Annotated in this window: 18 protein-coding genes; 10 read left to right on the top strand and 8 right to left on the bottom strand. The window is 65.7% G+C overall.

Annotated elements, in window-relative coordinates; translation table 11 throughout:
* Positions 1–29 precede the first annotated feature (29 nt).
* From AC1DPF_RS01850 to AC1DPF_RS01835, 4 genes are all read left to right on the top strand, one after another.
* The gene (locus AC1DPF_RS01850; protein ID WP_477959397.1) at positions 30–2141 is read left to right on the top strand and encodes a 3-hydroxyacyl-CoA dehydrogenase NAD-binding domain-containing protein; all 2112 of its coding nucleotides are present in this window, start codon (positions 30–32) and stop codon (positions 2139–2141) included.
* A gap of 48 nt (positions 2142–2189) precedes the next feature.
* Positions 2190–3023 (top strand): enoyl-CoA hydratase/isomerase family protein, encoded by an 834-nt coding sequence (locus AC1DPF_RS01845; RefSeq protein ID WP_477871722.1) that lies wholly within the window; start codon positions 2190–2192, stop codon positions 3021–3023.
* A gap of 5 nt (positions 3024–3028) precedes the next feature.
* Complete coding sequence (locus tag AC1DPF_RS01840) at positions 3029–3997, top strand: 3-hydroxyacyl-CoA dehydrogenase NAD-binding domain-containing protein (RefSeq protein WP_477871724.1); 969 nt, start codon at positions 3029–3031, stop codon at positions 3995–3997.
* Positions 3998–4090: 93 nt separating this feature from the next.
* Complete coding sequence (locus AC1DPF_RS01835) at positions 4091–5095, top strand: phytanoyl-CoA dioxygenase family protein (protein ID WP_477959395.1); 1005 nt, start codon at positions 4091–4093, stop codon at positions 5093–5095.
* A gap of 37 nt (positions 5096–5132) precedes the next feature.
* On the opposite strand, the gene AC1DPF_RS01830 is transcribed toward AC1DPF_RS01835, so the two are convergent.
* The 4 genes from AC1DPF_RS01830 to AC1DPF_RS01815 form a co-directional block, all read right to left on the bottom strand.
* Entirely contained in the window at positions 5133–6266 is a 1134-nt protein-coding gene (locus AC1DPF_RS01830) for an acyl-CoA dehydrogenase family protein (protein WP_477871728.1), read from the bottom strand.
* Positions 6267–6272: 6 nt separating this feature from the next.
* A complete protein-coding gene (locus AC1DPF_RS01825) occupies positions 6273–7457 on the bottom strand; it encodes an acyl-CoA dehydrogenase family protein (protein ID WP_477959393.1) in 1185 nt (394 codons plus the stop codon).
* Between the two features lie 73 nt (positions 7458–7530).
* A complete protein-coding gene (locus AC1DPF_RS01820; RefSeq protein ID WP_477871732.1) occupies positions 7531–8505 on the bottom strand; it encodes a zinc-dependent alcohol dehydrogenase family protein in 975 nt (324 codons plus the stop codon).
* 15 nt (positions 8506–8520) lie between these two features.
* Positions 8521–9363: an IclR family transcriptional regulator gene (locus AC1DPF_RS01815; protein ID WP_477871734.1), complete on the bottom strand. Its 843-nt coding sequence runs from the start codon at positions 9361–9363 to the stop codon at positions 8521–8523.
* Between the two features lie 135 nt (positions 9364–9498).
* On the opposite strand from AC1DPF_RS01815, the gene AC1DPF_RS01810 reads away from it, so the two are divergent.
* A complete protein-coding gene (locus tag AC1DPF_RS01810) occupies positions 9499–10317 on the top strand; it encodes an IclR family transcriptional regulator (RefSeq protein WP_477959391.1) in 819 nt (272 codons plus the stop codon).
* 43 nt (positions 10318–10360) lie between these two features.
* On the opposite strand, the gene AC1DPF_RS01805 is transcribed toward AC1DPF_RS01810, so the two are convergent.
* Positions 10361–11593 carry an amidohydrolase family protein gene (locus AC1DPF_RS01805; protein WP_477871738.1) on the bottom strand — a complete coding sequence of 411 codons (1233 nt, stop codon included), beginning with the start codon at positions 11591–11593 and terminating at the stop codon, positions 10361–10363.
* A gap of 329 nt (positions 11594–11922) precedes the next feature.
* Here AC1DPF_RS01805 and AC1DPF_RS01800 point away from each other — a divergent pair, with 329 nt between their 5' ends.
* Genes AC1DPF_RS01800 through AC1DPF_RS01780 form a run of 5 tightly spaced genes read left to right on the top strand, consistent with a single transcriptional unit; the run spans position 11923 to position 17034 of the window.
* Positions 11923–13662 carry an N-acyl-D-amino-acid deacylase family protein gene (locus tag AC1DPF_RS01800; protein WP_477959389.1) on the top strand — a complete coding sequence of 580 codons (1740 nt, stop codon included), beginning with the start codon at positions 11923–11925 and terminating at the stop codon, positions 13660–13662.
* 36 nt (positions 13663–13698) lie between these two features.
* Positions 13699–14130 (top strand): carboxymuconolactone decarboxylase family protein, encoded by a 432-nt coding sequence (locus AC1DPF_RS01795; RefSeq protein WP_477871742.1) that lies wholly within the window; start codon positions 13699–13701, stop codon positions 14128–14130.
* 5 nt (positions 14131–14135) lie between these two features.
* Positions 14136–15773, top strand: a complete 1638-nt coding sequence (locus AC1DPF_RS01790) for an AMP-binding protein (RefSeq protein ID WP_477959387.1) — start codon at positions 14136–14138, stop codon at positions 15771–15773.
* A gap of 14 nt (positions 15774–15787) precedes the next feature.
* Entirely contained in the window at positions 15788–16291 is a 504-nt protein-coding gene (locus AC1DPF_RS01785; RefSeq protein WP_477871746.1) for a VOC family protein, read from the top strand.
* Positions 16288–17034: an SDR family NAD(P)-dependent oxidoreductase gene (locus AC1DPF_RS01780; protein WP_477959385.1), complete on the top strand. Its 747-nt coding sequence runs from the start codon at positions 16288–16290 to the stop codon at positions 17032–17034. The genes AC1DPF_RS01785 and AC1DPF_RS01780 overlap by 4 nt, the downstream gene beginning before the upstream one ends.
* 16 nt (positions 17035–17050) lie before the next feature.
* Here AC1DPF_RS01780 and AC1DPF_RS01775 read toward each other — a convergent pair whose 3' ends face one another.
* The 3 genes from AC1DPF_RS01775 to AC1DPF_RS01765 form a co-directional block, all read right to left on the bottom strand.
* Positions 17051–18136 carry a phosphotransferase gene (locus tag AC1DPF_RS01775; RefSeq protein ID WP_477959383.1) on the bottom strand — a complete coding sequence of 362 codons (1086 nt, stop codon included), beginning with the start codon at positions 18134–18136 and terminating at the stop codon, positions 17051–17053.
* Positions 18137–18223: 87 nt separating this feature from the next.
* Positions 18224–20608, bottom strand: a complete 2385-nt coding sequence (locus tag AC1DPF_RS01770; RefSeq protein WP_477959381.1) for a TonB-dependent receptor — start codon at positions 20606–20608, stop codon at positions 18224–18226.
* A 166-nt stretch (positions 20609–20774) separates the two neighbouring features.
* Entirely contained in the window at positions 20775–21590 is an 816-nt protein-coding gene (locus AC1DPF_RS01765) for an enoyl-CoA hydratase/isomerase family protein (protein WP_477871754.1), read from the bottom strand.
* Positions 21591–21674: the final 84 nt, after the last annotated feature.

Raw genomic sequence — 21674 nt, 5'->3', positions numbered from 1 at the left:
AGCAGTAGCGGGGGCTCGACCGAGCGGTCATGACTCAGATTAACGAGAAGATCACAACGCGTGTCGAAGGCGATATCGGCTTCATCTGCAGCAACAATCCGCCAGTCAATGCGCTGGGGCAGCTCGTGCGCGCGGGGATCGTCGAGGCGGTCGATAGGCTGAACGCCGATCCCGCGGTCAAGGCGATCGTCCTCCACTGCGACGGACGCACCTTCTTCGCGGGCGCGGACATCACCGAGTTCAACAAGCCGCGCCTTTCCCCCGCGCTGCAGGACATGATCGCCAAGCTCGAACGCTCGTCCAAGCCTGTGATCGCCGCGATCCATGGCACGGCGCTGGGCGGCGGCCTCGAAACGGCGCTGGGCTGCCCCTTTCGCGTCGCCAATCCGGCCGCCAAGGTAGGCCTCCCGGAAATCAATCTCGGCCTCTTTCCCGGCGGCGGCGGCACCCAGCGCCTGCCGCGCATCATCGGCGCGGAAAAAGCGCTGGAGTTCGTGCTGTCGGGCAAGCCCGTCGCGGCGGCCGAAGCGCTGGCGCTCGGCATCCTCGACGCCGTCGAGGAGGGAGACCCCGCGACCATCGGCGCGGCCTTCGCGCGGCGCGTGATCGACGAGAAGCTCATGGTCGTCCCGGTCAGCGACCGGGAGGACAGGATCGCGCCGACCCGTGCCGATCCGGCCGCCTTCGACGCGCTCGCCGCGAAACTGACCGCGCGCGCCAAAGGCCAGGCCGCGCCGCTCGCCTGCGTCGCGTCGATCCGCCGCTCCTTCACGATGGATTTCGACGCGGCGATGGCGATCGACGGCACTGCCAATCGTGAACTCATGGCCGGCAGCCAGTCGCGCGCGCTGCGCCATCTGTTCTTCGCCGAGCGCGAGGCGGCCAAGATTCCCGCGCTGCCCGAGAGTGCCCGCGCCCGCGAAGTCGTTGGCGCGGCGATCATCGGGGCGGGGACGATGGGGGGCGGCATCGCGATGTGCTTCGCCGGCGCGGGCATCCCGGTCGCCCTCATCGATACGACGCAGGAGGCGCTCGACCGCGGCATGGACCGGGTTCGCGCCAATTACGCGACGTCGGTGAAGCGCGGGTCGATAACCCAGGCGCAGATGGACGAACGCCTGCGCCGCATCACCCCGGCCACCGATCGTGGCGCGGCCGCCGACGCCGACCTCATCATCGAGGCGGTGTTCGAGGACATGGCGGTGAAGAAGGAGATCTTCGCCGATCTCGAGCGGCGGGTGAAACCTGGGACGGTGCTCGCCTCGAATACCTCGGCGCTCGATGTCGATGAGATCGCGTCGGTGCTCGAGCGGCCGCAGGATTTCGTCGGCATGCACTTCTTCTCGCCGGCCAACGTCATGAAGCTGCTCGAGGTCGTGAAGGCGAAGGACAGCAGCGCGGACGCGATCCTCACCGCGATGGCGGTCGGCAAGAAGATCGGCAAGGTCTCGATCCTCGCCGGCAACTGCGACGGCTTCATCGGCAATCGCATGGTGGCGAAGCGGTCTGCCCAGGCCGAACGGCTGCTCCAGCAGGGCGCTTTCCCGAAGCAGGTGGACGCGGCGCTCACCAATATGGGGTTCCCGATGGGGCCGCTAACGACCAACGACATGTCCGGTCTCGATGTCGGCTATTCGATCCGCAAGCGGCGCGGCACACCTTTCCCGATCGCCGACGCCATCGTCGAGAGCGGGCGGCTGGGCCAGAAGACGGGTGCGGGCTATTATCTCTACGAAGCCGGCGACCGCACCCCGCGCGCCAACTCCGAGACCGAGGCGCTGATCGTCGCGACCTCCGAGAAGCTGGGCATCGTCCGGCGCGAGATCCCGGAGCAGGAGATCGTCGAAAGGCTGCTCTTTCCGCTCATCAACGAAGGCGCGCGGATCATCGCGGAGGGCATCGCGCTGCGCCCGTCGGATGTCGATCTGGTGTGGATCAACGGCTATGGCTGGCCGCGACACCTGGGCGGGCCGATGTTTTACGCCGACGAGATCGGCCTGTCGCATATCGTCGCCCGGCTGCGCACCTTCGCCGCGGATACGCCTGGCGATCCGTCGCTCGAGCCGGCGGCGCTGCTGGTGGGGCTCGCTGACAGGGGACAGAGCTTTGCCGACTGGCAAAAGAGCGGCGCCGCCGCCTGAAATATTCGCCGGGTGACCGGCGCATCGCGAATCTAGGAGTATATATATATGAGCGACAACGAGTTTTCCCGCCCGGCCGATTATAGCGACCTGGAATTCTTCAAGGTCGAGATCGGCGAGGATGGCGTTACCGTCGTCACCATGAACGATCCCGACAAGCTCAACGCCGTCGGCCCTCACAATCATTGGCAGCTCGAGGACATCTGGCTGAGGATCGCCCGGGACGAGCGGATCAAGGTGGTCGTGCTGACCGGCGCAGGACGCGCCTTCAGCGCGGGCGGCGACGTGAAGCTCATGTCGGAGCGCGCTCAGACCGAGTTCGGACTGAAATATGCGCTGCGGGTGCCGCAGAATACCCTGCGCCTTTGGGAACATTTCCTCCTCTGCCCGCAGCCGATCATCGCGGCGGTCAATGGCGATGCGCTGGGCCTCGGTACCTCGCTGCTGCTGTTTTGCGACATGAGCATTGTCGCCGACGATGCCAAGCTGGGCGACACCCATGTCCGTGTCGGCCTCGTCGCGGGCGATGGCGGCGCGGTGATGTGGCCGCTGCTGGTCGGCCCGCAGAAGGCCAAGGAATATCTGATGCGCGGCAAGATCCTGAACGGCAAGAAGGCGGAAGAGATCGGCCTCGTCAACTACGCCTTCCCGCGGGAGCAGGTGCTGGAAGAATCGATCAAGATCGCACGCGAGATCGCCGCGCAGCCGATGTGGGCGGTCCGCTGGTCCAAGGCGTCGGTCAACAAGCAGGTCAAGGCGCAGGTCAATGCTGTCCTCGAACTGTCGATCGCTTATGAATCGATGACAATGGTGACCAACGACTACAAGGCGGCGACCACCGCCTTCGCCAACAAGGAGAAGCCCGAGTTCAAGGGCTACTGAGCGTGATGACGGCGTACCGCGCCAAGGACGGCATCGCCACCGTCGCCGCAATCGGCGCCGGCGTGATCGGCAGCGGCTGGGCCGCCGCCTTCCTTGGCGCGGGCCGGGCGGTGCGGCTGTACGACCCTGCCACCGCCGCGGCCGCGCGGGTGCGCCATCATGTCGAGCAAGCCTGGCCGCAGATGACGGCACTCGGACTTGCCCGCGACGGTGACGATTGGTCCGGCCGACTCACGCTGCACGATCGGCTCGATGAGGCCGTGGACGGTGCCGATTTCATCCAGGAAAGCACGCCCGAACGGTCAGAGATCAAACAGGCGCTGTTTGCGGATCTCGACCGGCTGGTCCCGGCCGACGTGCTGATCGGCAGCAGCACGTCGAGCCTGCCGATCAGCGAACTGCAGGCGGGGCTCGGCACCGCCTCTCGCTTCGTGCTCGGTCATCCGTTCAATCCGGTCCACCTGATCCCGCTCGTCGAGGTCGGGGGGGGCGAGGCGACTGATTCGCTCGCCATCGACCTGGCGCTCGACTTCTACGCTGCTCTGGGCAAGGAGCCGGTGCGCCTCAACCGCGAGATCTTCGGCCATATCGGCAATCGGCTGACCAGCGCAATGTTTCGCGAGGCGGTGCGGCTGGTGGCCGAGGGCTATGCCAGCGTCGAGGATATCGACAAGGCGATCCGTTTCGGCCCGGCGCTCAAATGGGCGATCCAGGGCCAGTTCGCGACCTTTCATACATCGGGCGGCGCGGGCGGCCTGGCGGAATTCCTGCCCAAATTCACGCCCGGCATCGTCCAGCGCTGGAAAACCATGGCCGATCCGCCGCTGGGGGACCCCCGGCTTCAGGCCGAACTGGTGCGGCAGATGGCGGCCGCTGCGGCAGGCCGCAGCGTTGAAGACATCGCCCGGCGCCAGGATACGCTACTGATGCAGATGCTGGCGCTGCTGTCATCCGGCGAAGACGGCACGCGCTGACTATTTACATCCGGCCATTGCTCGAAAACATCCCTTACTTTCGGCGCCGGAAGGTATCTTGTCGGTGCTGACGCGCACAAGCGCGACTCTTGCATGAGAACGGAGAGGATGATGACTGTCGCCGCCCTTAGCCGGCCCGATGCCGAGGATCTCAAGGTCCTCGATGTTAAGCCCGATCGCGAACTCGAAAGTTGCAATCACCTGCTCGACGAACATGCCGCGCTCGAGCGTTTCTACGACGATAACGGTTATCTCCTGCTGCGCGGCGTGCTCGACCCGGGATCGGTGGCCGAGGCGCGCGATGCGATGCTCGCAGTCGCGGCTAGGCTCGGCCTGACCAGCCCGGGCGATCCGGAGGGCAAATGGACCGGCGGCTCCTTCGACGGCGGGATGGAAGAAAGCGACATCTATGCCGGGATCGCGGCGCGGCTGATCGAGCATCCCGCCAATCTCGCGGTGATGGAGAAGGTGTTGGGCGAGCCCGCCTGCGCCGTTCCGATCGTCCAGTATCGCACCTATCCGCCCAACGGTCCGATCACGACCGTCCATCAGGACGGTTTCTACAGCCCCGGTATCCAGGATTATAAGCCGGTGTGGATCTCCCTGACGCCCTGCACGCGCGCCATGGGCGGGCTGGCGCTGGCGGTAGGGCAGAACAAGCGCGGCTATTTCCATAATGTCGCCAAGCCGGCGCCCTATCCGATCCCGCGCGATGCCATTCCCGACGAGGCCTGGGCCACGACCGACTATCTGCCCGGCGACGTGCTGATCGTGCATCCCTATACGCCGCACTGCGGCATGCCGAACCATTCGGACCGGCTCCGCATCTCGTTCGATTCCCGCGTCCAGTCGGCGACCAATCCCAGCGCCATCGCCGCAACGGTGCGGGCGGTCACGCCGAACAGCATCACGGTCGACGCCGGTCAACGCGGCGAGATCACGCTGACCGTGGACGAGAATACGTTCATCCGTGTGCGCTATCCCGGTCGTCGTGAGCCGTTCGCGGAATTTGCGGATACGACCAAGCCCGGGATGCGGCTGGTGGTCGTTCGCGATGGCGACCACGCCGTGATGCTGCGCAAGGCCTCCGAAGGCTGACGCCCGCGCTTGTTGGCGCGGCGGGCTGCGTCAGCCGTCAGGCGACGGCCGGATAGACGCCGCCCAGTTCGACAAGCCGCGCCAGATGATGGTCGCGGTCGCCCAGCAGCGCGTCGATCGCGGTCAGCCGCTTGAACGCGTGGCCCACCTTATATTCGGCCGTGATGCCGATCGCGCCGTGCATCTGCACGGCCTCCTGCCCGACGATCCGGCCGGACTTGCCGATCTGCGCCTTCGCGGCGGCGACGTTGCGACGCCGCTGGGCCGGATCGCCGTCGAGCGACAGCGCCGCCAGCACCGCCATGCTGCGCGACAGTTCAACCTGCATCAGCATGTCGACCGCGCGGTGTTGCAGGGCCTGGAAGCTGCCGATCGGGACGCCGAACTGCTGGCGGGTCTTGAGATAGTCGACGGTGACGTCGAGCGTACCGGCCATTGCGCCGACCGCTTCGGCGACCAGCGCGGCCCGCGCCTCGTCGAACACCGCGTCGAGGATCGTCGCCCCGCCGCCGACCTGGCCGATCAGTGCATCGCCGCCGACAGCTGCGCCCGACAGCCGCACCGCGGCAACGGCAATGCCGTCATAGCCCCGCGCCGGTTCGATCGTGACGCCTGAGGCCTTCGCGTCGACCAGGAACAAGGCCGGGCCCTGCGCTGTCATCGCGCTGACGATCAGCGTGTCGGCGCTCTGGCCATGGATCACCGCGACCTTGTCGCCGTCCAGCACCCAGCCATCTGTGGACGGACGCGCGCTGGCGCGCATCTCGAGCGTGTGGCGCGGCATGCCGGGCTCGTCATGCGCGAGCGCCAGGATGCGTTCGCCCAGGATCAGGCCGGGTACGATCGCGGCGCGTTGCTCCGCCGAGGCGGCGTGCCGGAGCACCCCGCCGGCGAGCACCACGGTCGCGAAATAGGGTTCCACCATCAGGCCGCGGCCCATCGCTTCCATGATCAGCATCATTTCCACGCCGCCGCCGCCGAAGCCGCCGTCCTCTTCCGCGAAGGGCAAGGCCAGCAGCCCCATCTCGGCCAGGCCGGCATAGGCCGCGCGGCTCCAGCCGTCGCGGCTGCGCAGCGCATGTTCGCGCTTGTCGAAGGCATAGGTGTCCGCGACGAAACGGGTAACGCTGTCGTTGAGCATCTTCTGCTCGTCGGTGAGTTCAAAATCCATCGTCGGTCACAATCCCAGCATCGACTTGGCGATGATATTCTTCTGCACCTCGTTCGATCCGCCGAAGATCGAGACCTTGCGCATCGTGAAGTAGAAGGGCGCAGCCGCCGCGATCCAGTCATCGTCCGGATCTTCCTGGCCGCCATGGCCGGCGGTCGCGAGGCCGGCCGGTCCCGCCAGTTCGAGCACGAGCTCGGTCATGCGCTGCTGTATCTCGGTGCCCTTCACCTTGAGGATCGAGGCCGCGGCATTGGCGCCGCCGCCATGGGCATCGGCGGAGACGACCCTGAGCTGGGTCAGCTCCAGCGCGCGCAGTTCGACCTCGACGTCGGCGAGCCGATAGGCCAGCCGCGCCTGCTCCGGCGCCGTAAGCGTTCCGTCCTCAGCAAGGCGCCGCTCCAGGCTGCGGAGCTGCGACAGGCGTTCCTTGGACAATCCGATGCGCGCGATGCCGCTGCGCTCGCTACCCAGCAGATGCTTGGCCACGGTCCAGCCCTTGCCCTCCTCGCCGACCACATTGGCGACCGGAACGCGGACATCGTCGAAGAACACCTCATTGGCGTCATGTCCGCCGTCGATCGTTTCGATCGGCCGAATGGTGATGCCCGGCGTGCGCATGTCGAGCAGCAGGAAGGTTATGCCTTCCTGCTTCCTGCCGCTGTTGTCGGTACGGAACAGGCCGAACATCCAGTCGGCATGCTGCGCCTGGGTCGTCCAGATCTTCTGGCCGTTGAGCACAAAATCGTCGCCGTCGCGGACCGCGCTGGTCTTCAGACTGGCGAGATCCGATCCGGCGCCCGGTTCGGAAAAGCCCTGGCACCACCAGATGTCGAGATTGGCGGTAGCGGGCAGGAAGCGCGCCTTCTGTTCCTCGGTGCCGAACCGGCACAGCACCGGGCCGATCATGTTGACGTTGAACGGCGATCCTTCGGGCGCGTGCGCCAGTGCCATTTCCTCCTGGAAGATGTAGCGCTCGGCGGGCGTCCAGGCCTGACCGCCATATTGCGGCGGCCAATGCGGCACCGCCCATCCCCGGGCGTTGAGCAGGCGCTGCCAGCGGACCGTATCATCCTTGCCGAGATGTTCCCGATTGATCATCTTGCGGCGAAGATCCTCGGGCAGCGTCTCCCGAAAGAAGGTTCGCAGCGCATCGCGAAACGCGATCTCCTCGGCCGTGAAGTCAAGATTCATCGTGATTTTCCCGTTCGTCGAAGCCATCCCCATCAGGGTTTGCGCCCGACTGTCAACGCGATGGCCGCAGCGTTCACATGCCCGATATTGCCTCGACGTCGAGCAGCACCCGGCCGCGGCCCGGCGTGCGGGCCAGCGCGACCGCGCGATCGGCCTCCGCGAGCGGGATGACGGCGCGCGCCGGTGGGCCCACGCTTCCGCTCTGCGCCAGTGCCCAGAGCTCGGCGAACATCGCGGCGTGCGCCGCCGGGGTCATCCGCGCTTCGGCCGGCCGCAGGCTGAATCCCCGCACCGTCAGTTCGCGGCCGGTCAGCAATTGCGATCGGATGCGGGCCGGTTCTCCCGACAGGTGGCCGAAGGTGAGCACGATGCCGAGCGGGTCGACACAGGCGGCAAGGCGGCCGGTCGCATCGCCGGCGACGCAGTCGAGCGCCGCACCGAGCGGCCGATCGCCATGTGCGGCCCGCACCGCTGCTTCGAGCCGTTCGTCGTCGGATATGGCACCGGTTTCCGCGGCTTTCGAACCCGGGCGCGCGACATCGATCACGGTGATGCCACGGCTGGCCGCCAGCACCCGGACCCAATGCGCGACGGTCGACGAGCAGGCGTTCTGAACCAGGCAGCCGTCCCGCGCGACGCCGCTTGCCTCCAGCAGCAGCCAGGCCGTTGCCGGGTTTATCCGCATCACCGCAGCCTGGAGCGGCTCGATTCCCGGGGGAACGGCGATGACCCGGCTGCGCGCCAAGGTCCGATAGCGTGCCCAGTTTCCCCGATCCAGCGGGAGGACCATGTCGCCCCGGTGCAGATCGGAGACACCAGATCCCAGCTGCTCCACGACGCCGACGCCCTCCGCTCCCAGCGGCGCATTCGCGTCGATGGAGAAGGCATAGCTGCCGTCGATAGCGAGGATGTCCGCCGCGTTGATCGGCGCCAGCGCCATGCGGACGAGGATCTCGCCGGGTTCCGGCTGGCGGGGCGCAGGCAGCCGTTCTAGCCGGATGGCGCCGGCCTCACCGGCCAATATGGCGATATTGGCCGGTTCGGTCATTGCCGCGCGAGCGGGTCAGGCGAAGTAGCGGCGATAGCTCATGATCTTCACATTGTCGTTCAGGCGGGCGAGGTTGCTCTCGGCAATGTCGTTGACCGGATCGACGCGCTCGGCGGCATCGATCTCCTCGCGATGATCAAGCAACGCGGCGATGATCTCGCCTGAGCGCTGTTCGATCACCTCGCGTGGCGCAAGGACGCTGATGACGAGCCGGTCGGCGCCGCGCCGCGCGGGCAGCAGCGCCGCGATGCACCCGGAGCCGTCCGCCTCTTCGGTGATGATCCAGCCTCTTTCGCGCAGGGCGGCGATCTCTTCCATTATGTCGACGAGCCGCACGTAGCGCGACGTATCGACTTCCTCGGCGTTGAGGCGGTGGAGCGCCGCGCGGATATGGTCGTCCTTATAGCTCGACAGCAGCAGCTTGCCCTGTGGGCTGTGCAGCAACGACAGCGTGTCGCTGACATGCGCCTCGACGGCGTTCTCCGCGGGGCCGTGGACGACATGGAGATGCTGGACCACATAGTTGGCCGCGGTGGACAGGATCACCGTCTCGCCGATCAGTTCGGCCACGCGATCGACCGCCGACAGTACCGGCCCGCCGCGGAACAGCGACGGCTTCACCCAGGCGCCCAACAGCGCGACGCGCGCCGTCGGGCTGTAGGTGCGGCGGAAGCGGTTGTAATGAAGATAGCCCAGCCGGGTCAGGCAGCGCAGCAGCTCCGAGGTGCTCGACTGCGGGTAGGAGAGCGTGCGGGACATATCCATGACCGTGGCGTAGCGCCTGTCCTGATCGAAATATTCGAGAATTTCGAGCACGCGGTGCGCAGACTTAATGGTCCGGGAATCGCTGGTGGCCATCGACAAATCCTTCTCCTGAGACTCGCTGATTTTCACATGGGGTAGCATCACAAGCATGATCGGTAAAGTTTTTTCGAATTGTGTTCGAATATCCGAACGGATAAGAGATCGATCCGAGCACAGGGAAGATCAACGATGAAGACGTCAGGGGTGGGGGAGGCGCGCACCACCAAGGGTCCGAGGGCGATCGGGCGCGTGCTCGATCTGCTGCTGCTGCTCTCGCGGAATAGAGAGGGGCTGGGCTTGGCCGACATCAGCGCGGCGATGGCGGTGTCGAAGAGCACCTTTCTCGATACGCTGCGGGAACTCTGCGATCTGCGCTATCTGGTCCAGGAGGAAGGCCGCTACCGGCTGGGACCGGTGGCCTATCGCCTGGCCAGCCAGGTTCTCGCGACATGGTCTGCGCCGGATGTGGTGCGGCCGCCGGTGAAGATGCTGGCGAGGGATACCCGTGAGTCGGTTGGCTTCGCAATTGCGGACTGGGAGATCGGCCAGGCGATCTACATCGAAGCGATCAACAGTACCCAGGCCGTGCATTATGCGATGCATGTCGGCATCCGCGCGCCGCTCTACGCGAGCGCGGCCGGACGGGTGCTGCTGGCCCATGCGCAACCCGAGCGGCTGAAGGCCTATCTGAAGCGGGCCAAGCTCAGGGCGTTGACCGAGAATACGCGGACCACGGAAGCGGCGATCATGGCCCACCTCGATGAGATCCGGCAGACCGGATATTGTGCGAGCTTCGGAGAGATGCTGAGCGACACGGCGGCGATCGCGGTGCCGGTATTCGGCCCGGACGACGACAATATCGGGGCGATGATGCTGGCTGCGCCACTCGATCGCATGCGCACCAATTTCGACGTCCTGCTGCGATTGCTGGTCGATGCGGGCCTGGCGGCGTCGGGCCGCCCCGTCACCGCCAGGCCCGGGCTGGCGGCGCTATCCCCGGAAAGCTGAAACCCGCGCCGCGCGGGGCTGAGGCGCGCGGGTTCCGATGCGGTCAGTAAGGCAGCCCCATGAAGCGCATGCCGTTTTCGTACATGATCTTGCGCGTGTCCTCGGCGGTGAGCCCGCGGCACGCTTCGTCGGCGAAGATCCGCGGCTCCTCGACGCCTTCGGCATGGGGATAGTCGGATCCCATCAGCAGCCAATCGGACGTGCCGACCTGGTCGACGATCGATTTGAGATCGTCCTCGGGATAGGCGACGACCGAAACATGCCGCGCGAAGACGCGGCTCGGCCGATCCTTCAGCTGGCCGCCGGGCCAGAAGCCGTTCTTGGCGATGCCGCGGCACTTGTCCATCTTGCTCAGCATTGCGGGTACCCATTCGGCGCCGTTTTCCGCCGAGAGCAGCTTTACATTCGGAAAGCGCTCGAAAAAGTTCCAGAAGATGAAGCTCGACAGCGTCTCGATGACCGGGCGCTCGGAATAGCCGTGCATCCAGACGAAAGCGGTCTGCTTGATCCGTGACTGCTGCACGGGCTCGCCCCACACCGCCATGTGGTGCTTCATGTAGATCGCTTCGGAAACGTGGAACACGACGCGAATGCCGGCTTCGTTGGCGATGGCCCAGAACGGGTCGTGATCGGGATGGGCGGGAGCCTTGTTGTTATAGGGTCCCATCGGCATCAGGATGAGCTTCGCACCCCTGGCGACCACGCCGCGAAGTTGCTTGCAGGCCTCGTCGACATCGTCGAGCGTCACGATCGGCGCGGTGTATATCCGGTCGTCATAATTATACTTCCACTGATCGTACATCCAGCTGTTGTAGGCGTTCAGCACCGGATAGGCGTGGCGTGGATCATCGAGGAAGCTGATCGCGGTGATCATGTTGCCGATGAACAGGATCGACGATCTGACATCCCAGCCGTCGAGCTTCTTCACGCGCGCCGCAGGCTCGATCATGTCCGCCGTCTTGGCGACATGGAGATCGATCTCGGCCTTGCCTTCCTTCATCGCGCGGAGCCACTCGTGGAGCTTGCCGGGCGCGGGCACGCGGCCATCCTCGAACAGATGATCGGCGCTGATCTCCACCTTGCGCGGGCCGACATACATGGCGAAGTCGCCGTCATCGCCCTTCTTGAAACTGACCCCGTATTTCTCGGCCGCGTCGCGGGGCAGATACCTTGTCCATGCGTCGTCGGTCTCCCAGAAATGGGTGTCGGCGTCGAAGATCGGGCCGGTGTAGAGTGGTGGACGATCCGTCGACTTCAGCGGCGCTTGAGAAGACATGGTAACTCCATTGATATGGCATGGCGCGCCGGATCGGACATGATGTTCCGCCCTGTTCCCGCCGCGCTCGGTTGCCTGGAAGATATTCGATCATCTGCAGCCACGATAGCGGCGCACCGTGCCCATCGGCCATCTGATGATCCTTGCGGCATATCATCAGATAACCGATGACTCCTACGCGCCGGCTTCGATTTGGCCATCGCTCGGTTGACGGCCCTTCCGCCGATCCTAATCTTCACCGTGAGCGCTGGACGATCGGCCAAAGGCCCGGTCGCCCGCCCGGTCGCGGATTTCGCCTCGACGCATCGCGGACGAAAGCGAGGAGCAGGATGAGCATGGAATTCGACATCGTGATTCGGGGCGGGACCGTCGTCGACGGCACCGGCGCCCCCGGCTTCCAGGCAGACGTCGCCATCAACGGCGGCATGATTGCCGCGATCGGCGCGGTGCCGGGCAAGGGCCGGGAGGAAATCGACGCGGCGGGCATGGTCGTGACGCCGGGCTTCGTCGACGTGCATACGCATTATGACGGGCAGGTGACCTGGGAAAACACGCTCGCTCCCTCGTCCAACCATGGCGTGACCACGGTGGTGATGGGCAATTGCGGCGTCGGCTTCGCGCCGTCGCGTCCCGAACATCGCCAGCTGATGATCAAGCTGATGGAGGGGGTCGAGGACATCCCGGAAGTGGTGATGGCCGAGGGCGTTCCCTGGAAATGGGAAAGCTTCCCGGAATATCTCGATTTCCTCGACACCCGGCGGACCGATGTCGATTTTGCCGCGCAGCTGCCGCACAGCCCGCTGCGCGTCTATGTGATGGGGGAGCGCGGCACCAATCTCGAGCCGCCGACCGAGGCCGATCTTGCCGAGATGCGCCGGATCACCAGGGAAGCCATCGAGGCCGGCGCGCTGGGCGTCACCACGTCCCGGCAGCTCGCCCACAGCTTTCGCGACGGCCGCCCCGCGCCATCGACGAAGACCGAAGTGGACGAACTCAAGGCGCTCGCCGCCGGGCTGAGGGACGCCGGCGCCGGCGTGTTCCAGATCATCCCCTCCACCGACCAGCCGACGACGCATGAATGGGGCGTGATCGAGACGCTCAGCGAGACATCGGGACGGCCGGTGAACTTCAGCCTGTTCACCGGCGAGCAGGTCAATGGCGGTCCCGGCCCCCTGCTCGACGGGCTGGCGCGGGCCAAGCAGGATGGCCGCCGCATCCACGGGCAATTCTTCCCTCGGCCGATCGGCATGTTGTTCGGCCTCGAGCTGAGCTATCATCCCTTCTCGCTCAATCCGAGCTACAAGCAGATCGAGCAGCTGCCGCTGGACGAGAAGGTCGCCCGGATGCGCGATCCGGCATTCCGCAGCCAGATCCTGTCCGAGCAGCCGGAGGATCCCAACCCCTTCTTCCTGTGGGTGGTGCAGCAGACGCACATCCTGTTCCCGCTCGGCGACCCGCCCAACTACAACCCGCACCCGTCGGACAGCATCAAGGCGCGCGCCGAGACGCTGGGCATCGACGAGCGTGAACTGATGTATGACGAGCTGCTGCGCCAGAACGGCAAGGCGATCATCTATTGTCCGATGGGCAACACCGCGAACAACCGCTTCGATGCGGCGGTCGACCTGTTCGGCAAGCCAGGCACGGTGCTCGGGCTGGGCGACGGCGGCGCGCATTACGGAATGATCTGCGACGCCGCATATCCGACGTACATGCTATCCGAATATGTACGCGACAGCGGCAAGATCGCCATCGAGCAGGCCGTCAGCATGCTGAGCCGGGAGACGGCCGAAACCGTCAACCTGTTCGATCGCGGCGTGTTGAAGCCCGGCTACAAGGCAGACATCAACATCATCGACCTCGACCGTCTGCGCCTCTACGCGCCCCGGGTGAAGCATGACCTTCCCGCCGGCGGCAAGCGCCTGGGCCAGCAGTCGGACGGCTATGAGGCCACGATCGTGTCGGGCGCGATCACCTATCGGCGGGGGCGCTCGACCGGCGCCCTGCCTGGCCGGCTGGTGCGGTTCGGCCGACCCGCTCCCGACGACGGCCTTCTCGCCGCCGAATAGCCGCGGCGGCGCCAACGAACATCGAAAGGGACATGCGTGGCCAAGCTCGACGACAAGCAGCAGATCGGCATCGACTTCATCTCCGGGATCATGGGGGAGGCGTTCGGCGCAGCCTTCCGGGAGTCGGCCAGCTCGGACCGCTTCGGCTCCGAGATCACGCGCATGGCCGCCGGCTCGGCCTTCCATGACGCCTGGCAGCATGCCGGCATCACCCGCAAGGAGAAGAGCATCACGATCATCTCCGCACTGATCGCGACGCGCCAGCCGCTCGAGCTCAAAAATCATGTCAAGATCGGCCTTGCCAACGGCCTGACCGTGGCCGAGCTGGAGGGAATCCTGATCCAGCTCACGCCCTATGTCGGCTTCCCGTGCATCGCCACCGCGACCACGGCGGTGATCGAGGCGATGCGCGAGGCCGGCGTATCGCCGGACGGCTTGCACACCTCGGAAGAGCGCGGCCTGCTCTGACCGTCATGGAAACGATCGCCGATCCTGCGAGCCCGCATTTCTCCGGGCTCGCCATCTCGCTCGGCCACACATTGCCCGAAATGATCCGCCATGTCGCGGATCGCTATGGCGAGACGCCGTTTGCCGTCGGCGAAGACGGTACCGTGACGAGCTTCGCCGGCTTTCGCATGCGGGTTGAAAATCTGGCCAGGGCCCTCGTCGCCCATGGTGTCGAACATGGCGATCGGGTGGCGATCTGGGCGCCTAACAGTCCGGAATGGATGATCGCGGCTTCGGCCATCGAGATCGTCGGCGGGATCATGGTGCCCATCAACACCCGCTACAAGGGCGGCGAGGCAGGCTATGCGCTAGCCAAGACCCGCGCGCGGATCCTGTTCACCGTCGGCGATTTCCTGGGCAATGACTATGCCGCCATGCTGCAGGAGGCCGGCGGCGATGCGGCCCCCGGCCAACCGGCGGCGTCGCTGCCGGAGCTGCGCGAGATCGTGCGGCTCGATCCATCGTCGCTCGCCGCCTTCGAAGCGCTGCAATGCGGGGAAGCGGAGCTGGAGCGCCGCATTGCGCGGGTGCGGCCAGACACGATCGCCGACATCCTCTTCACCAGCGGAACCACCGGCTATCCCAAGGGTGCCATGCACAATCATGGCCAGGCGCTGTGGGTGGTCGCGAACTGGAACCGCTCGAACGACCTGCGCGCAGGCGACCGGATGGTGATCATCAATCCCTTCTTCCACAGCTTCGGCTATCGATCCGGCTGGGTGTCGGCGCTCGCCGCGGGGATCACCGTCTATCCCGTCGCCAGCTTCGATCCCGGGGCCGTGCTGCAGCTGATCGAGCGCGAAGCGATCAGCGTGCTGATGGGGCCGCCGACGATCTTCCACGCGCTGATGGAGCATCCCCATTTCAGCGAGTACGACATCTCGTCGCTGCGCGTCGGTCATACCGGCGCGGCCAACGTGCCCATCGACCTGATCCGCGCGGGCCGCGAGGTCTTCGGCTTCGACCTCTTCCTGACCAGCTTCGGCCAGACCGAGTCCACGGCGCTCGTCACGGTGAACTATCCCGACAGCGATTTCGAAACCATCGCAAGGACGGTGGGCGTGCCATTGCCCGGCGTCGAGGTGAAGGTCGTCGACGAAGCGGGCGAAGCGCGGCCGCAGGGCGACAGCGGCGAACTGCTCGTGCGCGGGCCAAATGTCATGCAGGGCTATTTCGAGGATCCGGAGCAGACCGCGGCGACGATCGATCCCGACGGCTGGCTGCACACCGGAGACGTCGCCTCGATCGGAGCGGACGGCACCGTCCGCATTCTCGACAGGCTCAAGGACGTGGTCATCGTCGGCGGGTTCAACGCCTATCCTGCCGAAATCGAGACGATCCTTCGCGGTCATCCGGCCATCGCCGATATCTGCGTCATCGGCTGGCCCGACGATCGCATGGGCGAAGTCTGCGCCGCCTGCGCCGTGCTTCATCCGGGCATGGAACTGACATTTGCCGAGCTGGCGGCCTGGAGCCGCGAGCGCATGGCCAATTACAAGGTGCCGCGCCGCCTGTTCCTGGTCGACGATTTTCCGCGGACGCCGCTGGGCAAGGTCCAGAAGTTCATCCTGCGGGATCGGGTGAAGGATGCGGATCACGCCTGAAGGAGGCTGCGACGATGATATTCCAGGGAGATCTCTACCAGATCGGCGTCGTCGTCCGCGACATCGACCGGGGGATGGAGCAGTATCGGCAACTCCTGGGGCTCGGCCCGTTCTGGCGGCTCGATACCGACTATGAAGGCCGCTATCGCGACTGGCGCGGGCGGTTCGCCAACCGCAACGCCTTCACGCGCTGGGGCAATCTCTATCTCGAGATGATCGAGCCGGTGACCGGCGAGGGCAATGCCAGGGAATGGCTCGAAACCCGCGGCGAGGGCATTTTCCACATGGGCTATGCGGTCGATGATCTCGGCCAGCGGCCCGACGGCGTTGCGTGCGTGTTCGAAAGCTGGGGCGCCAAGATGCCAAACGGCGATGCCGCGGTGATCCACCTCGATACGGTCGACCGGCTGGGCTATTTCGTCGAACTGTCCGATCGCGCCCTGGTGGACGGGCTCAACGCACGGATCGACCGGTTCATCGCCGACGCGGGCCACGCGGGCGATGCGGAGCGGACATGACCCGCCGCTTCGAAGGCAAGGTCGCGATCGTCACCGGCGCGGCCGCAGGGATCGGCAAGGCCTGCATGGCGCGCCTCGCCGGCGAGGGCGCCACCGTGATCGGCACCGACATCGACGCCGCCAGGCTCGATGCCGCCGCGGCGGCGATCGAGGGCGTCGCCGTGCCGATGCTGTGCGACGTCGCGGACGAGGCGGCGATCGCCGGACTGGTCGCCGGGGTGATCGAACGCTTCGGTGCGATCCATGTCCTCGTCAACAATGCCGGGATCGGCAATCGCCAGCGCGCCAGGCTGCATGAGCAATCCCCGGAGGACTGGGACAGGGTGATGGCGGTCAACGTGCGCGGGGTCTATCTGATGCAGCGCGCGATCATTCCGCACATGCTGGCGCAGGGCGGCGGCGCGATCGTCAACATGGCGTCGACCGGCAGCTTCCGCGCCACTGCGCTCTCGAGTCCCTATATCACCTCGAAGGGCGCGGTGCTGATGATGACCCGCGCCGCCGCCGTCGACTATGCCAGGGACAATATCCGGATCAATGCGGTCTGCCCCGGCACGACGAATACCGATATTCTCGCCAGCAGTTCGCCCGAGATGATCGAGATGCTGGTATCCCGCTCGCCGCAGGGCCGGCTCGGCGAACCCGAGGAAGTCGCGGCGCTCGTGGCCTTCCTCGCTTCGGACGAAGCGCCGCATATCACCGGCGGTTCCTACATCATCGACGGCGGCCGCTGCGCGAGCTGATCGGACGCTCCGGGCGCTATGGCAACAGGGCCCGCAGGTCATGGTCGAGAGCGGCCTGGCCGAAGCGGGCGGCATAGGCGGTGTTGACCGCCTCGGTCTGGAAGCGGACCTCGTTGGTCAGGAAGATGAACAGCCCCCAGAGGAGCGAGCGGCGATAGTCGAGCCACGCCGCGTCGAAATCGGGCGCGGGTGCGCCGTGCGTGGTCAGCGCGGCGAGATATCGTTCGAGCAGCGGCTTCTCCCATCGTCCGCGATCCGCCAGGTCGGCGGCGCAGGTGACATGATAGGAGACTTCATGATGCCAGGCTGTCCGGGCGACCTGCGCGTCGAAGAAGCCTGGCGTCCCGTCTTCGCTTATATAGAGATTGCCGAGGTGGGTGTCGCCGTGGATCAGGCATTTCGGCTGGTCGCGCTGGATCTCGCCGATGCGGACGAGGGCGCGTTCCATCCATGCGCGGTCGTGGAACCGCGCCGACACCGCCGCGCCGCGCGGTGACGCCATATAATGCGCCCATGTGTCGGGCTCGAGGTAGCGGCGCATATAGACGAGCCCCCAGGTCTCGAACCGGCTGTGGATATCCGCCCAGCGGCCGCCCGGATCGAAGGCGGGGGATTCCCAGGTCGCGGCGTGATAGGCCGCCATCGCCTCCACGCGCCGGGCGATCTCTTCGAAAGCCTGGGGCTTGAGCGGATCGCAGAAGATCACGCCATCACGGCGCAGGTCCTCCATGATCACGATCGACTGGTGCGAACCGGGATCCGATCCGGCGAAGTAGCAGTGCGGGGACGCCATTGGCACGCGAGGCTGGATGTCGGCGTAGAAGCGCGCCTCATTGGCATACATCGACGCCATTTTCGGGCTATGCTTCTCGAAGCCGCCCTTGACGATCACCGTCTCGGGCAACGGCCTGCCGTCGGGCCGGCTGCCGCTGATGCGGACCCTGATCTTGGTCGAGGTCCCCCACAGGATTTCGATGATTTCGGCCGTCTCGATGGTCACGCCGGAGAGGGTCTGCCGCATAGCGCGGGTCAGCCAGCTGGCGTCGACATCCTCCGGCCGCAATGGCAGCGGCAGGGCGGGCTGATGGTAAGGACTCGTCATGCGCGCTTCCCCGTTCTCGATCCATTCCAGAACGAAAACAGGGGCGCACGACGGTGCACCCCTGCTTCGCTTCGCCCCGGAGGTGCGTCAGAACTTGTAGCCGAGCTCCACGCCGTACATCCGCGGCTCGCCATAGACGCTCGAGGAGAAGCCTAGGCCCTCGGCGACCAGACCCAGCACGCCGATGCGGTAAACCTCGTTGGTCGCGTTGTTGACGAACAGTGCGACCGATGCCCGCGAGCCGCCGATATCGTTCAGTTCCGCACGCAGGTTGACCAGCGCATAGGCCGGCTGGGCCGCACTCGTCTCGAAATCGTCGAGATAGTTGATGCTGCGCCAGGTGAGATTGCCGACCAGGTTCAGCTTGCCGAGATCTTCCGAGACCGGCGGCGAGACGGTGGCCGTAAAGCCTGCCTGATGCTTTGGCGTGCCGCGCTGCGCGATTTCCGGACCGAAGGCCGAGGTCGCCGCACCGCGCAGGATCTTCACCTTGGTATAGGAGTAGAATGCGGTGAGCGAGAAAGCCGGCACCGACAGGGTCGCCTCGAATTCTCCACCCGAGTTACGCTGCTTGGCGGTGTTGTCGACGATCGTGAAGACGTTGCCGTTCACGAAGGTGGCACGCTGCTTCTGCACGTCCGAGCCATCCTGGCGGAAGATCGCCGTGCTGGTGGTCAGGCGGCCGGTGCCGAAGATCCGCGAATTGGTCTTCAGGCCGACTTCATATTCGTTCACGAACTCCGGCAGGAACGGCTGCAGCGTCACGAAGCTCGTGGCGCGCGTGGAGAATCCGCCGGCACGGAAGCCGTGACGATAGGATGCATAGGTCGTCACCGCTGCCGAGGGCTCCCACTGGATGGTGCCGTCATAGGTCCATTCCTTGAAGGTCTTCTGGTTCGTGAACGAGCATTGCGCGAACGGGACGGTCTGGGTGCCCGCGGTGGCCGCGTCGGTGTCGAACGCGCAGACGCCGATGCCGCCGGCCGGGTTCGGACGGTTGGGCTGGCTCGGCGCGACGGTGATCTTCCGCTTGTCATAGTTATAGCGCAGGCCACCCGAGACGCTCAGCTGGTCGGTGGCATGGAAGGTGCCGGCGACGAAGCCTGCCATGGTGCGCGAATAACCGCGGCCCGGATTGGCGGTGACGAAGAGGCTGGCGTCGGTCGTCTGCGGGTTCAGGCGGGCGCCGGCGATGTTGAGTTCCGGCAGGGTATTGGCGAGCGAGCCATCGACGCCCTTTTCCTCAAAATAATAGGCGCCAACAATATATTCGAGCTTCTTGTCGAACGCCTTGCCCTGAAGCTGGAGCTCTTCGCTGATGTTGCGCGTCCGGGCGAACTGATAGGGTGTGATCAGGAAGGCTGGTATGCCGTCATAATCCTGCACCTGGTCGCGGCGGACTTTGCGGTAACCAAAGATGTTCTTCAGCTTCAGCGAGTCGCTGAGATCCCAGGTGGTCTTGTTGGTGATGCCCCAGTTCTTGATCTTCTCATAGGGCCGCCCGAAGACGTCGAGGTTGCCCCCCTCGCCCGCGCCGAGATCGAAGGTGAAGTGCTTGTTGTAGAACAGCTGGCGCGCTGCGGCATATTGCGCCGGGATGTTGGCGGTGATCAGGCCGCCGCGGCGCAGATTCTCATAATTCGAGATCACCGAAGGCAGGCGCAGGTCGGTGATGAATGCCGCGGTGCCCGTCTCGCTGGACTTGTACCAATCGCCGACCGTCAGCGTTTCGAGCCCGTCCAGCGGCGTCCACAGCGTGGAGACACGGAAGGTGTCGAAATTCTGGTTGTCGTAGCGGCGGCCGGTGGTCACTTCCCGGGCCCAGCCGTCGCGTTCGTGGGTCTTGCCGGCGATGCGGATCGCGAAATTCTCGCCCAACGCGAAGTTCACGACGCCGTACAGGTCCTTCAGGTCGTAATTGCCATATTGGCCGCGGACCTCGCCGCTGAACTCGCCAAGCACCGGATGATTAGGCTCGACCAGAACGGCGCCGCCGGTCATGTTCCGACCGAACAGCGTGCCCTGGACGCCCTTGAGGACCTGCACCGACTGGAGGTCGTAGAAGGTCTTGCCGAAGCCATAGGGGCGCGGCTGGACGACTTCGGCGAAATAGGTGCCGACCGGCGGATCGGTGAAGAGCTGGGTTTCCTGCGTGCGCTGGCCGCGCAGTGCGAAGGCCACGGTATTGCGCTGGCTCTGTGCGCTGGTGATCGACAGCGAAGGCGTGCGGTACTGCAGCGCCTGGACGTCGGTCACGCCCGAGCGCTGAAGCTGCTCGCCCGACAGGGCCGATACCGAGATCGGCACGTCCTGGATCGACTCTTCGCGACGGCGCGCGGTGACGACGATGGCGCCGGCGTCGAAGGCATCGCGCGCTTCAGCCGCCTGTGGCGCAGCCTCGCCCTGGGCGAACGCCGGAAGTGGGAACGCAGCGAACGCGCAACCTGTGAGAATGATGGTCCGAAATTGCATTTGGTCCTCCCCATAGAGCCATGGCGGGTCATGTGCGGAACCCTTACCACTGCGGTTACTAGTTATATGGTCGGAGCCTCTAACCCTAGACCGGAAGTCTCCTGGGGCTCGCCTGATCGTCTATCTGATATGTAGCTGGACGCAGCTCCCGTCACGGAAGCGCCGATCATCGCCCTTCGAAGCTGGGCGGTCGCTTCTCGGTGAAGGCGGCCGTCGCCTCGGCATAGTCGCGCGTCATCGCCGCCAGGATCTGGGTACGGTTTTCCGAGGCGATGGCCGCGGCGAAGCTGGCGTCGAGATTGTCCCACATCATCCGCTTGGTATGCGCGATCGAAAAGGGACTGTTGGCCAGCACGTTGCGGGCGTAGGCCATCGCCTGCGGGACGAGGTCGCCGGGCTCGGCCAGCCGCAGCACCAGGCCGATCCGCTCGGCTTCGGCAGCGTCGATCGGCCGGCCGGTGAGCAATATGTCGAAGGCGCGGGCCGCGCCGATCATCCGCGGCAGCAGATAGCTGAGGCCGCTTTCCCCGCCGGACAGGCCGATGCGGACCGCCGCGACCAGGAAAGCCGCCGACGGTGTCGCAATACGGACGTCGGCGCTGAGCGCGATCGCCATGCCGGCGCCGACGGCTGGCCCGTTGACGGCGGCGATCACCAGCTGCGGCATCGCCCGCAGCCGTGCGCCCATCCCGGCGAACTGATCCTGCCAGAACAGCTTCTCGACAACGCCGCTTGCGCCGGCCTGGTTGCGGCTGTTCGCGGCGGCGAGATCCTGGCCGGAGCAGAAGCCGCGGCCTGCGCCGGTCAGGATCACGGCGCGGCAACCGCTGTCGGGCGCCAGTTCATCGAGTGCGGCATTGAGCGCGGCCACCGTCTCGCGGGTCAGGGCATTGAGCCGCGCCGGCCGGTTCAGCGTCACCAGGGCGATGTCTTTCTCGGGACGTTCGACGATGATCGCGGGTCGCTCTGCTTCGTCTGTCATCCACTTTCTCCCCAAAGCGTGCGCGAACGCCGCAGCCATGTGCGCCTAGGATGGGATCCGGCGCGAACCGATGGCAACAGCCGG

Source organism: Rhizorhabdus sp. P4_G6 (assembly GCF_056401045.1).
The sequence above is the reverse complement of the archived record's forward strand: the minus strand, read 5'-3'. Positions and strand labels throughout refer to the sequence as shown.